The sequence below is a fragment of the Methanohalobium evestigatum Z-7303 genome (assembly GCF_000196655.1).
Classification (GTDB): Archaea; Halobacteriota; Methanosarcinia; order Methanosarcinales; family Methanosarcinaceae; genus Methanohalobium; species Methanohalobium evestigatum.
Genome location: NC_014253.1, coordinates 766479 through 785396, shown reverse-complemented (window position 1 = coordinate 785396; position 18918 = coordinate 766479). Strand labels below are relative to the sequence as shown.

Here is an 18918-nt window from a genome sequence, read left to right as displayed (position 1 = left end):
GTTAGTTGTGTTAGCATAGCAAATTTACTATAACTCCTTTTATTATTTCATTAACCAGACATTATTTAATAACTAAACTTGGTTTTGTTATATATGTCCTTTAGATATATAACTCCCATCTATACTTTTATAACAACTTTGGTGGCAATAAACAGCTAATAAGTCGTTCAATCTTATCATGTATTAATCCCTATATAAGTTTTCCCAATTTTCTTTTACTCAATATATTTATAAGTAGACGACATTTATCAAATTTACAAACCCTTTATCATGACCGTTTTAATAAACATTGTCGATATAAGAATTATAACCAATAATACTTCAAGTGTTTAACAATGAATGAAAATATGTCAAATATACCTAAAAATATTAAAAAAGATGTACTTACAAGAGTAAAACCAACATCTGATGAACAAAAACATTTGTTTGATGTTGTTGATTACCTGATAAAAAAAATCAATTCTAATGTTTCTGAAATGGATTTGTCGGGGGTGTCAGCCCAGTTAGTAGGGTCAGCAGCAAGGGGAACATGGTTGTCCGGTACACATGACCTGGACATATTTATACTATTTCCGGAAAATACTGATGTTAAATATCTTGAGTATTATGGTTTAAAAATTGCCAGAAAAGTGGCGGAAGAGGCTGAAAATTGGCAGGAGCAGTATGCAGAACATCCCTATATAAGCCTAAAATTTAGAGGCTATGATGTAGATATTGTTCCATGTTTTCGTGTACAATCAGCATCAAACATCAGGTCTGCAGTTGACCGTACACCCTTTCATAATAAGTTTGTAAAAGAAAATATAAAAGGACTTGAAGATGAGGTTCTTATTCTAAAACAGTTCATGCACGGAATCGGTGTATATGGGTCTGAACTTAAAACAAGAGGTTTTTCAGGATACTTTGCGGAATTACTGATTATACACTTTGGTTCATTTGACAACCTATTAAAATCAGCATGTAACTGGAGTCCCGGTATGGTCATTGATATGATGAATCACGGACAGTCAGAACATGATGAACCATTTGTTATGATAGACCCAACCGACCCGGGAAGAAATGTAGCCGCAGCTTTATCAATTAATAAACTGGCAGAATTTGTGGATAAATCCCGCAGTTTTTTTGAATCACCATCATTGGATTTCTTTTTCCCAGAACCAATAACTCCTTTAAATGACAGTGAAATAAATAACCGGTTATATTTGAGAAACAGTTCAGTGGTTGCAATTGTGTTTAAAACACCCGATGTTGTGGAAGATGTATTTTATCCTCAATTATATAAGTTAGAAAGTTCAGTTCCGACCTTGCTTGAAAACCATGAATTTACAGTGTTCAGCACTGGTTCATGGGCAGGTGATTACTCAGTAATTTTGCTGGAGCTTTTAACTTCAACACTTCCCAACGTCAAAAAGCATCAGGGTCCGCCGGTATGGATACACAAACATGCGGACAATTTTAAATCTAAATACAAAAATTCGGATTATATATTCTCCATGTATATTGAAAATGGAGCATATGTGGTTGAAAAAATTAGAAAATATACAGATGTTAAAACACTAATCGAATCAAACCTGTTAACATGCTCTCTCGGGAAACATATTAAAAAAACTGTGGAAAAAGGGTTTTTTATACTGGAAAATGATGAAATCTGTAGGATTAAAGACCCAGAATTTCGCAAATATCTTAGAAGATGGTTATAATCATTCAGGATTTTTAACCAATTCAAGTTGTTTCAAGTATGTTCCAGCACAGAAGGTATCTCCCAATCCTACAGTGGATATAGGGTTTTTTGAAATAAGGGTCGGAATTATACCCACACTTAAACCTGAACGACTCCCATAAGTTCCATTATTGTACGATTTACCGTTTATAAATTCCTTGATTTTTTCTACTTCATTTAATCCAAAATCACTTTCTTCCAGTTTTGATGCTGTTTTTTCAACATAGTTTCTATTTTTAAGTATCCCTGTGTCTGCAAATACGGCTGCACATTTCACTCCGAATTTCATAGATTCGAGTTCACAGACAGCATCAAAAACGTCTGGTTTACAGACACAAAGCGTAAATTCCCTTGTGTGAATTATAAACTTTTGTAATCCGGATTTTAAAACACATTGTAAGGATGCTTCAAGTATAGATATAGCATTCATCTGTAAAATATCATTTACAGGGATGTTGTGTATCCCGTGCAGCATTGCAAGTTCATCCTCATTCATACCCATTCCATCTACGTGGTCTGTAAGGCTAGTGAATACATATTGGGCAATTTCAACATTGGAAAAATGTCCAAGTTCTGCATGAAGCAACAGTTGTTTATTTAACTGTTTCCAGTTTTTTATCTGGTCAAGGGATTTCTGGAATTTGTCAACATAGCTGGAACCATCTGGATAATATTCCTGAAGCATATGGTAACCTGATATCAGTGCACCATCCATTTCATCTATGTGTTCATCGGCATAGTGTTTAAAATCGGGGTTAATTGTAAGTTCTATGTTCAAACAGTCATATGTAGCTATGAAACGATTTTCTCTTGGTGCCACCATGGAATAACCGTTTAAGGTAACTTTTTCACCTTTTTTAAAGTCGAATACAAAATGTATTAATTCTTTGTCTTCATTAATATCATTCTGATTATTGTAACCTGGAATAATGATAGATTCGTTGTCTGTAAATGCATCAAGCTGGGTTTTTGATGGTTTTGCAATATTTGGTACTACTTCACCAGCACCCATTAGTGACAACACATTTGACATTATGCCACAATTCCCACCCATACGGATAATGGAATTGTCAAAAAAATAGTTTTTTAAAAACTCAAAAACCGAATCATCATGAACAAGCCATTCTGCACCTGAACCATTACGTATACAGATAATCAGACCGGCAATAAAATCATCAATAGAATCAATACGGTTGGGTGGATTTTCTATTTTTTTTATGATGTTATCTTGGTTTTGATGTTCAAGCAACCGGTTAATCTCATCCCCTGTAATCCTGTAAACTGAATCGATGTTTGCGTTGTATCCACAGAGTATATTCATCGAAAAGCTCCTGTTTTTTTAGACTCTCATTTCATCTTAGCCAGTACGGCTGCAAAGGCTGATGCAGATATTATATCACCTATTCCAACCGTAGCAACTGGTTTTTCCACCACTTTAGTAGGTATGATTATAACATCATGGTATGGGGTGCGGATGTATCCCTTTTCAAACTCCTCTGTAAGGCATATGCCTTCTTTTTCAAGGTATTTTGCCAATTCTTGGAGGTGGTTATATCCCTTCTCTGAAACAGGAGTTCCAAGACCTTTTTTGATATCATCAATTGATTTGATATTTCCTATTTTAGCTTTGGCGGCAGAAGCTGTTGATGCGAACAGGAGGGCATTCCTATGGTCTTCTATGTCTACTGGATGTGTATTTTTAACGACACAGATAAAATACCCAAGTGAATGTACATGTACTCTTTCAAGTTCAAGTTCATATAATAAACGGACTGCTCCTTCATACAGTGCAGAAATACCTTTCTCAGTTTTATTGATAACTGCATAAGCAAGTTCCTCATAATCAAGGACGTTAAGAGCGTTTGCAACTTCTATTGTATCAAGTCCCAGTGAATGGACATGCTGGCTAACAATATCTTTTAATATCCTTTCACGGATAAACTTATCCTGTATAGATGTAAATTCTACATGAATGCGAATATCTGGATTTCCATTCTTTAATCTCTTTATAGCATCGACTGATTTTTTAACATAATTATGGTATGTAGAACCATCCTCATAATTTTCTTTTATCATCTGGTAGCCTGAAAGTATAGCACCATCGACATTTTTTCCAAGTTCCGGTAGTTGCTCATAAAGCTCTTTACTCATGTCTATGCGAAGCCATGTAGGTCTTGAGGAAAGTATAAGTCGGTTATCTCTTGGAACTACAAATTCTTCTTCTCCGCATTGTACTTCAAGTCCTTTTGAAAATTCCATTATCCAGTTAACTTTTGGCTCATATTCCGGGTTATAGGCGTTTATTGGATGTTTGAAACTCAGTTTACTGTTTTCTACAACCGGATACAGAAGATTTTTAGAATTTGTGAAGTATTCAGCCTGTTCCTTGGAAAGCCAGGGAACGTAGGTTACTACATTTTTTATATCAATATTTGCCAGGAAATTAGATATAATACCAGCCTGTCCACCCATATAAGCATTATCAAAATCAATATGGTTTGTTAGCCATTCATGAACATCGGTAGAATATGTAGGAACTTCTGCGGCTTTACCATCGCGCATGGCAATTACCAATCTTGCCATAAGATCATCAGGGTCTTTAATCACTCTCGGAAATGACATCGACCTGTGTTTAACGTTTTTCAGGTTCACATGTTTTAAAAGTTTGTCAAAATCGTCTTTTTCAATGTGTTTTATTGCATCAATATTGCTGTTATATGCAACAAAAATGCCTTTAATGTTTTCCAATGATTTGCTGATGTCAGAGTATGCTTCAGAATGATTTTTTTCCCAGTGTTCAAGTTCCATTATTAGATGTTCACCTTCATGTTGTATATTCCGCATTGATTTTTATATAGTCATATGTCAGGTCACAACCCCACGCTGTAGCGCTTTTATTGTCCATTCCAAGATTTATCAGTATTTTGATATCTTTTTTTTCCATTATGTTTTTTAGTGCGTCCTGTGAATTTCTATCATTTGTGACTATACGACCGTTTTTAACAAGTTCTACAGTGTTCTTACCGTCGGAAAAAGCAAGCGATATTTTATCCTGCCTTATATTCGCACCAGAATAACCGATTGCTGCAATTATGCGGCCCCAGTTAGGGTCATGTCCAAATATTGCGGTTTTTACAAGAGGTGAACGTACAATGGATTTTGCAACAAGGCGGGCATCGTCATATGTAAAAGCACCATCTACATTAACTTCAATTAATTTGGTAGCACCTTCACCATCTCTTGCAATCATTTTTGCAAGGTCTGTAAGAACAAAATCAAGACCTTCTTGAAAATCATTAATATCAGTTTCAACTCCAGATTCACCAGTTGCTGTTAGCAGCACCATGTCGTTGGTACTGGTGTCTCCATCCACCACTATCATGTTAAAGCTTTTATCAACACCTGCTTTTAAAGATTTATTTAATGATTTTGAATCAAGTACTGCATCAGTATATATAAAGGCAAGCATAGTACCCATGTTCGGTTCTATCATTCCAGAGCCTTTTGCAATTCCGCCAATACGGATACCGTTATTAAGTTCAATTGCAGACTCTTTGGCAAATGTATCGGTGGTCATTATTGAGCGGGCAGCAGATTGGCTGCCATCAGGACTGTTGGATAGGGAATTTAAAACCTCATCGATGTTTTCATCTAACCAGTCAGTATCGAGTTTCTTCCCGATAACTCCAGTGGATGCAACACCTACCTGCTTATCTGGAATATCTAATTTATCAGCAAGCAGTTTTGCCATGTATACTGAATCATCAATCCCTTCTTCTCCTGTGAATGCATTAGCATTGCCGCTATTCATGATTACAGCAGAAAGATGACCTTTTTCAGTGATTCTTTCCCTGGTGACTATTAAAGGAGCGGCTATCACTTTATTACGGGTAAAAACTCCTGCAGAGTTGCCACTGGCAGTGATAACACCAAGTCCATTTTTACCGGGTTTAATACCACCAGCATGCACTCCCCTAACCGCACAGATTCCACCGTCAATGGGTTTCATTTTATAAACTCCTTCAGGACCTTGAAAGACCCTCGATTATGTCTCCTCTGGTAACGATACCGATAAGTTTTCCATCTTCAATTACTGGTAACCGGTTAATTTTATGTTTTGTCATTAATTGGGATGCATATTCTATCGTATCTTCTGGAGTAATGGTTAATACATCGGTTTTCATTACCTGTTGAACTTTTTTATCTCCAAAATCACTGAGCATGTGTTTTGTTTCTTCCCAGCTTACGAATTCTCTTATAGGAATTTCAATCACTTCAAACGGGCTGGGGAGCCATAAACCTCTATGGTCAGGGATTTCAAGGAATCTCAAAAGGTCTTCTTCGGATATAACACCTACAATGTTATTTTTATCATCTACAACAGGAACACCGCTTATACCATTTTTCTTGAGTATCTGTGCAGTACTCCTTATGCTGTCACTGGATTTGGAATATATCACATCAGAGTTCATTACATCTTTTACTTTCATACATTCACCATGTTTCTATATTGTTAGATTCTTATTAAAAAGATTATATTCAAGGTGTAATACCTGAAAACCAGATGCCTTCAGTTTCATTAAATCCACACATAAGATTCATATTCTGAATCGCTTGTCCTGCTGCACCTTTGACCAGATTATCTATTGCTGATACAACGACAACCCTGTTATTGTTTACATCGATTTCAAACCCGATATCACAGAAGTTAGACCCTCTAACTGTGCTCAGGGAAGGGATGCCGTCAATTATACGTACAAACGGATTATCCTTATAATATTCTGCATATATGGACTTTACTTCCTCGGTTGAAACCTGTCTGTTGGTGAATATATGAGCAGTTGTGAGGATGCCCCTTATCGATGGTATAACATGCGGTGTAAAGTTAATATTAATCAGTGATTCATCCATCATGCTTAGTTCCTGGAACATTTCTGCATAATGCCTATGAGATGTTAATTTATAGGGCTGGACGTTTTCAGCCATATTTGGATAATGTGATGTTTGGGTTGGGTTAACACCTGCACCTGTGATGCCAGACTTAGAATCAAAAATTATAGAATCTATTAAGCCGGAGTTAGCAAGCGGAGAGGCTGAAAGTATAGCCCCTGTAGAATAACAACCCGGATTTGCAACCAGATTTTTTTCTGAGACTTCCGGATGGATTTCAGGAAGTCCATATACAACTTTCCTTTTATCAGAATGCTCTATTCCATACAAATTTTCAAAGGTCTGGCTGTTAATCCTGTAATCGGCGCTTAAATCAATCACTTTTGTATATTCATCCAGTAAATCTGGAACAATGTTCATGGATGTTCCGTGTGGTACGGCAAGGAATATAACGTCACATCTGTTTTTAAGGTCTCTGGGGCTTATATCTTCAAATTCAAGATTTATAAAACCTTTCAGATGTTTATGTACATCGCTTACCTTTTGACCGGCAAATTTTCTTGAAGTACAGATTTCGATATTAGTGTATTTATGGTTGACTAACAACCGTATCAATTCTCCGCCAGTGTAACCAGAACTGCCAATAATTCCGACATCTATCATTGAGTTTATATCTCCTCTTTATAATCTATCATTTTTTACTGAAAATTTTTATTTGGATCTGCTATATATAAATTATTATACGTTAATTATACTTATGGTTATGAATTAAACTATCAGTATTAATTTTTCTGGTCATTTTTAAAAAGTAGATAAATCCTATCTGTTGTAATATACACAGATGGACTTTGTCAAAAAGGTTATTTAATTTCAACCAAGTTTATCAAGGATTTCGCTTATGTCGGGGACTTCACCCATTGGATAAACTTTTACAAAACTGACTTTCCAGTTTTCATCAATTAGTATGTTGGCTCTTTCTGATATGCCATAATCTTCATCAAATATACCATAGGCTTTTGCAACTTCACAAGAAATGAATCAAGAAGCCAACAGTTTTAACAGTTCTCTTTAAATCAGAACAATCTAAATTAAAAATTAAGAGTTAAACTTAAACTTGGTATATTGAAAATTTATCAATATCTTTAAATCTCGTTAAAAGAGTGAGGAATGCGTCTATTATTAAAATTAACCATTATTGACCAGCAGTAGCATCTCTGTTTCATAATTAGTTTATATGTGTATGACATATTGGGGATATCATGCTCTTGACCCTGAAAGTTAAACTGAATCCCGATAGAGAACAACGCAATAAACTATTGACAACTATGGAGAAGTTCAATGAGGCCTGCAACTATGCTTCTGAGATTGCATGGCACAACAAGAAATTTGGTAAAACCGGGATTCAGAAACTGACTTATTATGACATCAGGCAAAAATTCGCTCTGTCTGCTCAATTGGCTGTCAGGGCAATCGGTAAAGTAGCTGAAAGCTACAGCAACGACAGAAAAACCATGCACAAATTCGAGAAAAGGGGAGCTGTGGTCTACGACCAGAGAGTTCTGTCGTTCAAAGGAAACGATATGGTTTCTATACTTACACTGGATGGTCGTGAGAAGATAGGAATATCTTATGGTGATTTTCGACCTCTGGATAAAAACAGAATCCGAGGTCAAACAGACCTGATTTACGAAGAAGGTAACTTTTACCTGATGCTTGTGATGGAAGTGGGTGAAAACGAAGTTAGGTACAACGATGATGTTCTGGGTGTAGACCTTGGTGTAGTCAATATAGCAACCACTTCTGATAATGAAGTTTACAAAGGCACAAAAGCAGATGAGATACGAGAGCGATATACCAGTCTAAAATCGAGATTGCAGTCAGCTGGAACATGGTCTGCCAAGAAACATCTCAGGAAATTATCCAAAAAGGAACGCCGGTTCAAACGTGATCTGAACCACCGGGTTGCAAAACAGTTGGTTGAACGCGCTAAAGACACGTTTCGGGCTATTGCACTGGAGAACCTTAACGGTTTCCGTCCGGAGGCTACGGTTACTAAAGCGCAGAGAGACAGGTTGGGTAAATGGGCGTTCTCTGAACTGACCAGATTCATATTATACAAAGCAAAACTTGAAGGTGTACCTGTCGTGATTATCAACCCGATGTATACTTCGCAGCAGTGTTCTGAATGCGGGTACATCGATAAAAACAACCGTCAGAAACAGTCTAACTTCAAGTGTAAGAGATGCGGTCATAGAGAGAACGCCGATTACAATGCTTCAAAGAATATTGCGCACAGGGGAGCTGTCAGCCTTCCTAATGTCCTCCGCTTAGCATCTATTAGTTAAGAGATGGAAGGACAAGTTAACCGCTTTAGCGGTTAGTAGCTGACCGTGTGGCCAGAAATCCGAAAGTAGCCTTGTGGATTCGATACCCAGTTCCATAGCTCAGGCATTCTTAGAGGGTACAGGGTCTACACTTATACCCAGAGGTGTGGTATTTAAATCTTTAAACTGTTTGTAGTTGTTTTCCAGTAATTGCATGTGTTTGGCACATACAACTGTCCATGCAAGAGGATGGAATGACAGCAGTATTTTCTGATTTTTAAAATCAGAAAGAGTATATTTTTCATCATTTTGGTCTTTTAAAGTAAAATCAGCAGCATATTCATCCAATTGGTCGCAGGAGACTCCCTGCGCGAGCTGGAAGAGGAATGCGACCTGTCTTTTAGATTTGTATTTGTTGAGTCAGAGTTGTACATCTAGCCGAGATTCTCCTGCAGTTCTCCTTAACGTTAGGGTTTTTCTTAAAAGTATTTCCGAATATATCCATGATGCTGAAATTTCCTGATGTTCTTTTGCCTTTTACGAACCCGGAAACATCTGGAGTTTTTATAAAGTCGAATTTTCTCAATCCGTGAAGTTTTCCTGTCGGTATTTTCTTGTCGGATCTGATACCTTTAGTCTGTTGGTAATCTCCACTGCTTACATGTTTCTTGTAATATACAACGTTGGATAACTGTAAATTTGGGTTATTCTCATCACAACAGATTGCTACAGCATCATTGTAATGAGTCTTTTCCAGACCAAGGATCTGTTCTCTCTTGTATTTGGTTATGTATCCGAATGTTTCCTGGAACTTCCAGTTCAGTTTTCTTATCTGCGACCTGACTATACCTATTTCTGTTGGGTGTTTCGTGTTAGACGGTTTTTTGTTTATAGTAAATTTACCGTTGTGTAACTTGCCATGACAGGTTTCACAGAGAGTAATCAGATTGTCAGGTCTGTTGGTCCCACCTTTACTTCTGAACACGATGTGGTGACATTCAAGTTTTGGGTCTTTCGACCTGTTCTTGCATTTTTGACATGTATAGTTGTCTCTATGGAGTACGTAGGTTCGGATATTATAGTATCCTTTCAGGTCACCGTTCTAGTAATCTGTACCTGATACATTCGGATTTGTGATTTTGTGTATATCAAATGAGGTAGTTTCTACTATCCATTTCTTAACAGGTAGGATGGATTCAACGAATCTTCTTTCTCTTTCGTGGGACTGCACTTTGCTCTTGATGGATGGAGCTATTCTTCCGTCTTTCTTGGAATTTCCCCTGTTGTTGAATCTCGGTTTTCTGTACCTTGTCTTTCTTGACCTCCTGTTTCTCCTGTAACTGGCTCTTTGTTGTACTTTCTTTGACACGTCATCTCTCAATTCGACTTCAGACTGATACAGTACTTCGTCGTTAGCAACAGCAGCACACCCGATGTGTTTTGAGCCGGAATCCATCCCGGCAATTACAGGCTGGGTGTACTCTGCTGTATCGTATAACAATTTGATAGTAAACGGAGACCTTCTGACGACCTTTGCTTTACCGGATTCCAGCAATCTTCTGGCTTTAGCTGGTCTCGTAGGCATTAACGGTTTCTTATTTTTGCTTAAAACAAATACACGCATTTGTAATTCCTCCTCAAGGGAGTTGTGCGTAGGTCAGGACTTGCCGGGGTTCAGTCCTGACTTCCGACTTCCTCTCGACCGGATTACCGGAGGTTTAAAAGTACAGTCACTGTTCCTACCCCGCCGGAACTCTTTAAACTGCACTCTCAGAGCAAGGGACTGAGGCGGCATCCCAGGGTGACTACTGTTGTATTCTCCGGTATCGTTTACTGGACTTTTCTTTGACATGTTCAACCGGTATCCAGTGGTCTGGTCAACCAGGAACTTGCTTTATGGAAACAAGCTCCTTCCTCAACTGAAGCATTTGCTTCAGTTAGGGAGGGGTAGTTGACTTTCTTTAATAATCTTTGGCATGAATTAACCCCCTTACTGTTATTTTAGGATTATATTATATCAATATTAGGTTAAAGATACTCAACAACATTTGCAAATGCAAAACTGGGTTTTACATCCTCTATTTTTATTTTAACCCTGTCACCAATGTCAACGTCTTTAACAAATATTACAAAACCGTTGATTGTAACGGCTCCATCTCCACCTGAACCAATACTGGTAATTTCCACGTCATATTCCTCATTCTTTTTAACAGGTGTATTTAGGAAATCCATACCTATTACATAGATTTCAGCGCTCTGAGACCTTGAGGCTTTGGGTTCATGAGCCTTGACATATGCAAAATTATTTTTTACTTTTTCAAGAAAGTCGTTAAACATATCTCCCTGAAAGACTTTTACAACAAAATTTCCACTGGGTTTTAGAACCTGTTTAGCAAACTCAAGTGCTGATTCTACAAGGTCTATTGAACGGGCATGATCAAGGTTCCAGTTTCCGGAAAGGTTTGGTGCGGCATCAGATATTACAACATCTACACCTTCGTCCTCAATAGTTTTTAATATTTTTCTAACTGTTCTGTCAGAAGTCATATCGCCTTTAACTGTTTCTACTCCTTCTATTGATTTAATTCTTTGTAAATCGATACCTACAACTTTATTATTTGAAATTTTTCTTGCAACCTGAAGCCATCCGCCCGGTGCTGCACCGAGGTCTACAATGGTATCGTTTTTCTCAATCACATTGAATCTATTATTAATCTGTAAAAGCTTGTATGCTGCTCTTGACCTATATCCTTCATCTTTTGCAAGCCGGTAGAATGAGTCCTTTTTTTTAGCCATGATAATCTCAACGGGTTTTAAAATATTTATTTTAATTTAGGTAATACTATAATTTATAAGGCTTTGGTTTATATTTCAATGAGGCAATATACGCACAAGAGTGGGGTATAGGAATCTAAAAAATAGATTGCGTATATTGCCAGAACTTATCCTACTAAAATTATTTTATAAAAAATTTTCCTGACTGGAATACTTATTTTGGTGTGACAGCAACAAGTGACATACCAAGTTTATCTTCCAGGTCTTTAACCTTTTTTAAATCGTCTTCGCTGAGGTCGGCTACTTTTATATTGTCAGAAAATGCAAGCAAGGTTACTCCCAATTTCTTTTCCAAGTCGTTGATAGCTTTAATACTATCATCGTCAAGCTTTGAAAAACTCCATACCATAAAACTCACCCGTTATAATTTAGGGCTGTCAGGTATTTAATATTTGCGAAGAACAAAACAAACAGATGCTTTTTTAATTATATCTGGTATCTTCGGTAGCTCAATGCATTTTTCAGAATATTGTTGAGATTATATTTTTCAATTTTGCTGTCCATTGATTTTTCAATTACTGGTGAATTTGTGTTTATATTTTTTAGGACATGCTGTGTTAATCCCCTGTCTCCGCCAGTGATAATATAGTCTATATCGTTTTCTATGCCATCCATCATTCTGTCAAATTCTGATTGGACTTTTTCTATATGGTGGTCTATGTCTTCATTACGTAATTCTTCAAATCGTTTTTGACTGAAACCTCCCTTTTTATGTTTTGCTTTGACACTGCTTTTTATGACACTGTAATTTTCAAATTCATCTGGATTTGCGATACCTACAAAAGACTCTCCTGCATGGATTTGAAGTACGCAAATTTTGAAGTTTTGTTCCAGTATTGCATTTAATTGTCCAGTCTGGAATTCATTCTTTATTTCCCATCTGGATTCTGTAACCGGTAGAGGTGGTACTATTGTTTCACGTATTAAATGGTTTGTGTCATAAAATAATATACATCCTGTGGATGATTCAATTTTTGAGAGCAAATTCTTTGTATTATCATCAATGGAATCCAGTAATTTGTTTGGGTTTTTAAGGTTGGATAAGGTGTCATCCGGTTTTATATAAGCTGTTATCAGTGTATCAGTGTTTGACCTTAGTGACTGTATTTTTGAAATCAAATCATGGAATTTTGATGGGTGGAGAACTTCAATATTTCTAAATTTGATGTCCTGCAAATCATCTCTTTCTTCTTTTATTGATTTTATCTCGTTTTGTAAAGTTTCAATCTTTACATTGGCTGCGTTGAGCTTTTCTTCTGCTTCCTGTTTTTCGGAAATGGCACGTTTTGCATTTTTTTCTTTTTTCTCAAGTCTTCTTTGAAGTTTTTGTGATTCAATCTCCAGTTCCATTATATATGATTGCAACTCATCAATCCTTTTTTCAAGTTTTTGTTTGCCCGATAATTTTCCAAATAAGGAGTTTAGATGGATGGTTTTTTTCTGGTTGTCCATATATAGTATAGTTCTTTTTCTTTCTTAAATAAAAATTATGGCTACTATATTTAGGTAAAAATATTAATAAATCAGTTCAGGATTGATATGGCAACCTACTTATTATTATAAAACCTGAGATTAGTATATGAAGAACACAGCACATCAGATACATCCTACAAAATGGATAAAGAACCAGAAAAGTGAGTCACTTGCAGGTAAAACGATTGTACTCGGTGTAACTGGAAGTATCGCAGCCGTGCGTGTTGTAGATGTTGCAAGGGATTTAATAAGAAATGGTGCTGATGTCTATGCAGTAACAACAGAAGCATCGGAATGGATAATCAATCCCTGTGCCCTTAATTATGCCACAGGAAATAATGTGATAACAGAACTCACTGGCGATGTGGAACATGTCAAATTCTGCGGTCTTAATGGATGTGCAGACCTTCTGGTTATAGTTCCAGCAACTGCCAATACTATTGGTAAAATAGCAGGAGGTATTGATGACACTCCTGTAACAACATTTGCAACAACTGCTCTTGGTTCAAATATGCCTATTATAATAGTACCTGCAATGCATGAGTCCATGTATAATCACCCGGGAGTAGTAGAAAATATAGATAAATTAAAATCATGGGGTGTATCATTTGTAGGGCCATATTTTGAGGAAGGAGTAGCAAAAATCGCTCCAAACGATACAGTGGTATTAAATGTAGAACGTGCAGCAAGAGATGGTGATCTTACAGGTAAAAGGGTTCTTATAACAGGTGGCGCCACAGCAGAATCTATAGACCCTATACGAATTCTTACTAACCGTTCATCAGGAAAAACCGGTATGGAACTTGCTCTGGAAGCTTATAGAAGAGGAGCGTATGTTACAATAGTTCATAGAAACTATCTTGATGTTCAAGGGATAAACGAAATCTATGTAGAAAGTGCTGACCAGATGATTGATTCTGTAATGGATGAACTTGAAAACGGATACGATGCATTTATTAGTTCTGCAGCAATCTCGGATTATACATTGGATTACTCGTCTCATAAAATAAAATCTGGTAATGACCAATTGTCTCTTGTATTAAGACCTACAAGGAAATTGTTAAATGAGGTCAGGAAAGCTTATTCTGAACTTGTGATAACTGGTTTCAAGGTAGAGACCGGAATAACAGAAGATGAGCTTATATCAAGGTCTCAAAAACTTCAGCAAGAACATGGACTTGACCTTATAGTTGCAAATAATGTTGGATATAAGGGTATGGGAGACGATACCAATGAAGTATATATAATAGATTCGGATTCTGGAAAACCTGTCCATGTAAGCGGTTCTAAACGGGTTATTGCCAGTAAAGTTTTTGATAACCTGGCTGAAAAATTAAAGTGAGGAGCTTTTTGATGTCGGAAATACATACAGGAACAGGTTTCGCTCCTGCTCATATAACAGGTTTTTTTGAAATCCATAACCATAAAGACCTACAATATAAAGGTTCTACTGGTTGCGGACTGGTGCTTGATCAGGGGGTTAAAACTGAAATACGTGCAGATGATACGCTCAAAAGAACTCGGGTTCTTTTAAATGGTTCACCAGTTCAGGTGGATGCTATTAACACAGCAATAGATATGCTTACAGATTTACCTGTTGCTGTAAATATCAGGACAAATATACCATTAGGTTGTGGATTGGGATTATCAGGTGCAGGAGCATTGAGCGTAGCTTATGCGCTCAACCAAGCACTTTCTCTGAGTTATACATCCAAGCATCTCGCTGATATTGTACATCTGGCAGAAGTAAACACGGGAAGTGGTCTGGGGGATGCTACGGCACAGTTGTATAGAGGTGCAGTTATCAGAACAAAACCCGGTAAACCATCAAAAGGAGAAGTGGATTTTATACCTTCAGAAAAATTTACTGTGTATGTTGTAGTATTGGGTAATGTATCTACAAAATCGGTTATTGAAAACAGAGAAATGGTTGATAGGATAAATTCAGCGGGTGGAAAAGCTCACTCTTTAATCCTGAAACGCCCTACAATCGATAATTTTATGGAGCAATCTAAAAACTTCGCGATGGAAACCGGTCTCTTGAAGGACAGAGCAAAGGATTTAATTGAAGCTATAGAATTGTCTGGCGGCAAAGCTTCCCAGGCAATGATTGGTGATACTGTATTTGCAATAACTGATAAAAAGACAAAAAACGAAGTGTACGACTCTATGTCAGAATTTGGTGAAGTTTTGGAATTAGATTCAGGTACAGGTTGTAACACAATTTAATCGTTTAAATTGAAAGGTAAATATATATGACACAAATTCCGCATGACCACCCAAGATATAAATCACTCATAACACGTGAAATGGCTGTAGAGGGAGTGAAAAAAGGCATAACAAGCACACAGGGTTTAATTGCACAGGGTCGAGGTGAAGCATTCGATTACCTTATAGGAGAATACAGTACTGAATCTGCAAAGGAAGCGGAAAGAGCAGCAACAGCACATTTATTATTGGCTAAAAAACCTGTAATATCTATCAATGGTAATACTGCAGCACTTGTTCCTGATGAAATGGTAGAATTGTCCAATATTATCAAAGCATCACTTGAGGTAAACCTTTTCCACAGGAGCAGGGACAGAATCGACAGGATAATAGAACATATGGAATCACACGGTGCTGAAAATGTACTGGGGAGAAAAGGGGATTCAGTTCTTGATTTATCACATGATAGAAGAATGGTAGACCATGAAGGCATATACAGCGCAGATGTAGTATTGGTACCACTGGAAGATGGAGACAGATGTGAAAAATTATCAGAAATGGATAAAGTGGTAATAGCGATTGACTTGAATCCTTTATCCCGTACATCCCAATGCGCGGATGTAACGATAGTGGATAACATAACCCGCGCTTTTGAAAATATGCTGCAATATGCCGATGAAATGAAAAATTTAAATTATGATAAATTAAGAGAAATTGTAGATAGTTATGACAACAATCGAATTATCACTTTAGCGATTGATGAAATAACAACATGGCTTAGCAAGTTTTCAAAAGAATCTGGCACTAAACGATTATAAAATAAATTAGTTCTATTTCAATTTGTAGTAGGGGGAGTAAATATGGCAGATATAATAATCAAAAACGTCTACGTCCTGACAATGGATTCTTATGAGTTAACACAGGGAGTAGTTGTAATAGAAAACGGTACCATAACAGAGGTAGCAGAATCCACTGAACAGGATGCAGACCAAATCATCGATGCAAAAGGCTCAGTTGTGATGCCGGGTTTTGTCAATACCCATACACATGCAGCGATGACGTTATTCAGAGGTTATGCAGATGACATTCCTCTTGATGAATGGCTCAAGAATTACATCTGGCCTGCTGAGGAGCATTTAACAGATGAAGATGCGTATATAGGAACAAAACTTGCATGTCTGGAGATGATAAAATCAGGCACAACTTCATTTGCTGATATGTACATCCATATGAATGATGTTGCACAGGCTGTTAAAGATTCTGGCATGAGGGCTGCTCTTTCCTATGGATTAATTGATTTGGGTGAAAATAGGTCTGCTGATGTAGAGTTATCCAAGGGAAAACAGTTTGTCCTTGACTGGAAAGGAGAGGCAGAAGGTCGGATAATAACAATGTATGGACCACATGCTCCTTATACCTGTTCTGAAGGTTTTTTGTCAAAAGTAAAAAAAGAGGCAAATCACGACAGAGTCGGCATCCATATCCATGTACTTGAGACCGAGAGTGAATTAAATCAAATGAAACAGCAGTACGGGATGTGTTCAATCAACCTTTTGGACAGGCTTGGATTTTTAGGTCCGGACGTACTTGCAGCACATTGTGTCTGGTTGTCGGATGATGACATAGAAATACTCCGAGGACGAGGAGTTCATGTATCCCATAATCCAGTAAGCAACATGAAACTTGCATCCGGGGTAGCACCAGTACCCAGGATGTTGGACAGGGGCGTAAATGTCTCGCTGGGAACAGACGGCTGCGCATCTAACAATAATAACCTGGATATGTTTGAAGAGATGAAAACGGCGGCACTACTTCATAAGGTGGAGAGCCTTGACCCGACAGTACTACCGGCTCGTCAGGTGCTTGAGATGGCAACAACCAGCGGAGCGAGGGCACTTGGTATAAAAAGTGGTGTATTGAGAGAGGGTTATAATGCAGATGTAATCATAGTAGATATGAACAAACCTCATCTCACACCAGTGTATGATATACATTCACACCTTGTATATTCCGCATCAGGTAGTGATGTTAGTACGACCATAGTTGACGGTCGGATACTTATGCAGGATTATGAAGTAGTTTGTATGGATGAGCAGGATGTACTGGACAGAGCCAGAACTGCCGCATCCGGTCTTGTAGAGCGAGCTAAATTCTGATGTATAAAGGAGTTTTTAAAAATGGTGGATGATACATTACTCGAGTCCGGTAACCAGAAAATAGAGTGGGCAAGGAACCACATGCCTGTACTGTCGATAATAAGGGATGGTTTCGCATCTGAAAAACCACTTAAAGGCTGCAGGATAGCCATGGCACTGCATGTGGAAGCCAAAACCGCCGTTCTTGTGGAGACACTTGCGTCAGGAGGTGCTGAAATCGCTATAACCGGTTGTAATCCCTTGAGTACGCAGGACGATGTTGCTGCAGCATTGGATACAAGGGACAATGTTTCATGTTACGCAAAGTATAATGCTTCCAGAAGTGAGTATTATGAATCCATTAATAAAGTACTGGATATTAATCCGGATATAACCGTAGATGACGGTGGAGACCTTATATTTACACTCCATAAAACCCGTCAGGAATTACTCTCTGGTATTAAAGGAGGCACAGAAGAAACCACCACTGGTGTTTACAGGCTCGATTCCATGAGTAAAGACAATGCTTTAAAAATGCCAGTGATAGCTGTAAACAACGCATTTACCAAATACCTTTTTGATAACCGGTATGGTACAGGTCAGTCAACATGGGATGCTATAAATAGAACCACCAATCTGTTGGTTGCGGGCAAAGACGTCGTTGTTGCTGGTTATGGTTGGTGTGGTCGCGGCTGTTCCATGCGTGCAAAGGGTCTTGGCGCCAATGTCATAGTAACAGAAGTAAATCCTGTAAGAGCACTCGAGGCGCGTATGGATGGATATCGCGTGATGACAATGGATGAAGCTGCAAAAATAGGTGAGATTTTTATAACAACCACCGGTAATGTTTCAGTCCTTACCAGAGACCATTTTAAATTAATGAAGGATGGAGTAATTCTTGCTAATTCCGGTCATTTTAATGTGGAAATGAATCTGGAAGAACTTGAATCAATGTCAAAAACAGTGCGTACAGTACGCGAAAACATCAAGGAATACCATCTTGGTGACCGCAGAATATATTTACTTGCAGATGGCCGTCTTGTAAATCTGGCAGCAGGGGATGGTCATCCTGCAGAAGTAATGGATATGAGTTTTTCAAATCAGGCGCTTTGTATTCGCCATCTTGTAGATAATGACCTTGATATTGATGTGCATGCAGTACCACCAGAAATCGATACCTATATCGCTGAACTGAAACTAAAGGCACTCGGAATTGAAATAGATGAATTGACCACAGAGCAGGAAAAATATATGCGTGAATGGGAACACGGAACATAATCTAATTAAAACATTTAATCCCAATTCTTTTATATCCAGTATAACTACTTGACAA

At 37.7% G+C, this 18918-nt stretch carries 18 protein-coding genes; 7 read left to right on the top strand and 11 right to left on the bottom strand.

All coding sequences use genetic code 11. The features are described from left to right. The first annotated feature begins 335 nt into the window (after positions 1-335). Positions 336-1700: a CCA tRNA nucleotidyltransferase gene (cca, locus tag METEV_RS04045; RefSeq protein ID WP_013194284.1), complete on the top strand. Its 1365-nt coding sequence runs from the start codon at positions 336-338 to the stop codon at positions 1698-1700. Here cca and METEV_RS04040 read toward each other — a convergent pair whose 3' ends face one another. The 5 genes from METEV_RS04040 to argC are packed head-to-tail and all read right to left on the bottom strand — an operon-like array spanning position 1701 to position 7273. Beyond that, positions 1701-3041, bottom strand: a complete 1341-nt coding sequence (locus METEV_RS04040; protein WP_013194283.1) for an ADP-dependent glucokinase/phosphofructokinase — start codon at positions 3039-3041, stop codon at positions 1701-1703. 26 nt (positions 3042-3067) lie between these two features. Next, entirely contained in the window at positions 3068-4528 is a 1461-nt protein-coding gene (pfkC, locus tag METEV_RS04035) for an ADP-specific phosphofructokinase (RefSeq protein WP_013194282.1), read from the bottom strand. A gap of 16 nt (positions 4529-4544) precedes the next feature. After that, positions 4545-5729 (bottom strand): bifunctional ornithine acetyltransferase/N-acetylglutamate synthase, encoded by a 1185-nt coding sequence (gene argJ / locus METEV_RS04030; RefSeq protein ID WP_013194281.1) that lies wholly within the window; start codon positions 5727-5729, stop codon positions 4545-4547. Positions 5730-5742: 13 nt separating this feature from the next. Continuing rightward, positions 5743-6210 carry a CBS domain-containing protein gene (locus tag METEV_RS04025; RefSeq protein WP_013194280.1) on the bottom strand — a complete coding sequence of 156 codons (468 nt, stop codon included), beginning with the start codon at positions 6208-6210 and terminating at the stop codon, positions 5743-5745. A 49-nt stretch (positions 6211-6259) separates the two neighbouring features. Continuing rightward, on the bottom strand, positions 6260-7273 hold the full coding sequence (gene argC, locus METEV_RS04020) for an N-acetyl-gamma-glutamyl-phosphate reductase (protein ID WP_013194279.1): 1014 nt from the start codon (positions 7271-7273) through the stop codon (positions 6260-6262). 596 nt (positions 7274-7869) lie between these two features. On the opposite strand from argC, the gene METEV_RS04015 reads away from it, so the two are divergent. Beyond that, entirely contained in the window at positions 7870-8955 is a 1086-nt protein-coding gene (locus METEV_RS04015; protein WP_013194278.1) for an RNA-guided endonuclease InsQ/TnpB family protein, read from the top strand. Between the two features lie 99 nt (positions 8956-9054). Here the strand turns inward: METEV_RS04015 and METEV_RS04010 are convergent, their stop codons facing one another. From METEV_RS04010 to METEV_RS03990, 6 genes are all read right to left on the bottom strand, one after another. Continuing rightward, positions 9055-9282, bottom strand: a complete 228-nt coding sequence (locus METEV_RS04010; protein ID WP_049890949.1) for a redoxin domain-containing protein — start codon at positions 9280-9282, stop codon at positions 9055-9057. Between the two features lie 52 nt (positions 9283-9334). Next, positions 9335-10009: an HNH endonuclease gene (locus METEV_RS12655; RefSeq protein WP_269634953.1), complete on the bottom strand. Its 675-nt coding sequence runs from the start codon at positions 10007-10009 to the stop codon at positions 9335-9337. Between the two features lie 27 nt (positions 10010-10036). After that, a complete protein-coding gene (gene iscB / locus METEV_RS12650; RefSeq protein ID WP_232216881.1) occupies positions 10037-10558 on the bottom strand; it encodes an RNA-guided endonuclease IscB in 522 nt (173 codons plus the stop codon). Positions 10559-10962: 404 nt separating this feature from the next. Beyond that, a complete protein-coding gene (locus METEV_RS04000) occupies positions 10963-11730 on the bottom strand; it encodes a 23S rRNA (uridine(2552)-2'-O)-methyltransferase (protein ID WP_013194277.1) in 768 nt (255 codons plus the stop codon). A gap of 193 nt (positions 11731-11923) precedes the next feature. Then, positions 11924-12118 carry a hypothetical protein gene (locus METEV_RS03995; protein ID WP_013194276.1) on the bottom strand — a complete coding sequence of 65 codons (195 nt, stop codon included), beginning with the start codon at positions 12116-12118 and terminating at the stop codon, positions 11924-11926. A gap of 77 nt (positions 12119-12195) precedes the next feature. Further along, on the bottom strand, positions 12196-13221 hold the full coding sequence (locus METEV_RS03990) for a Vms1/Ankzf1 family peptidyl-tRNA hydrolase (protein ID WP_013194275.1): 1026 nt from the start codon (positions 13219-13221) through the stop codon (positions 12196-12198). Between the two features lie 127 nt (positions 13222-13348). On the opposite strand from METEV_RS03990, the gene coaBC reads away from it, so the two are divergent. From coaBC to METEV_RS03965, 5 genes are read left to right on the top strand one after another with little or no spacing between them, the layout of a single operon-like run. Next, the gene (gene coaBC / locus METEV_RS03985; protein WP_013194274.1) at positions 13349-14584 is read left to right on the top strand and encodes a bifunctional phosphopantothenoylcysteine decarboxylase/phosphopantothenate--cysteine ligase CoaBC; all 1236 of its coding nucleotides are present in this window, start codon (positions 13349-13351) and stop codon (positions 14582-14584) included. Between the two features lie 11 nt (positions 14585-14595). Further along, a complete protein-coding gene (locus tag METEV_RS03980) occupies positions 14596-15471 on the top strand; it encodes a pantoate kinase (protein WP_013194273.1) in 876 nt (291 codons plus the stop codon). A 26-nt stretch (positions 15472-15497) separates the two neighbouring features. After that, positions 15498-16268, top strand: coding sequence for a 4-phosphopantoate--beta-alanine ligase (locus METEV_RS03975; RefSeq protein ID WP_013194272.1), 771 nt, complete (start codon positions 15498-15500; stop codon positions 16266-16268). A 42-nt stretch (positions 16269-16310) separates the two neighbouring features. After that, the gene (locus METEV_RS03970) at positions 16311-17606 is read left to right on the top strand and encodes an amidohydrolase family protein (RefSeq protein ID WP_013194271.1); all 1296 of its coding nucleotides are present in this window, start codon (positions 16311-16313) and stop codon (positions 17604-17606) included. A 21-nt stretch (positions 17607-17627) separates the two neighbouring features. Beyond that, complete coding sequence (locus tag METEV_RS03965; RefSeq protein ID WP_013194270.1) at positions 17628-18863, top strand: adenosylhomocysteinase; 1236 nt, start codon at positions 17628-17630, stop codon at positions 18861-18863. Positions 18864-18918: the final 55 nt, after the last annotated feature.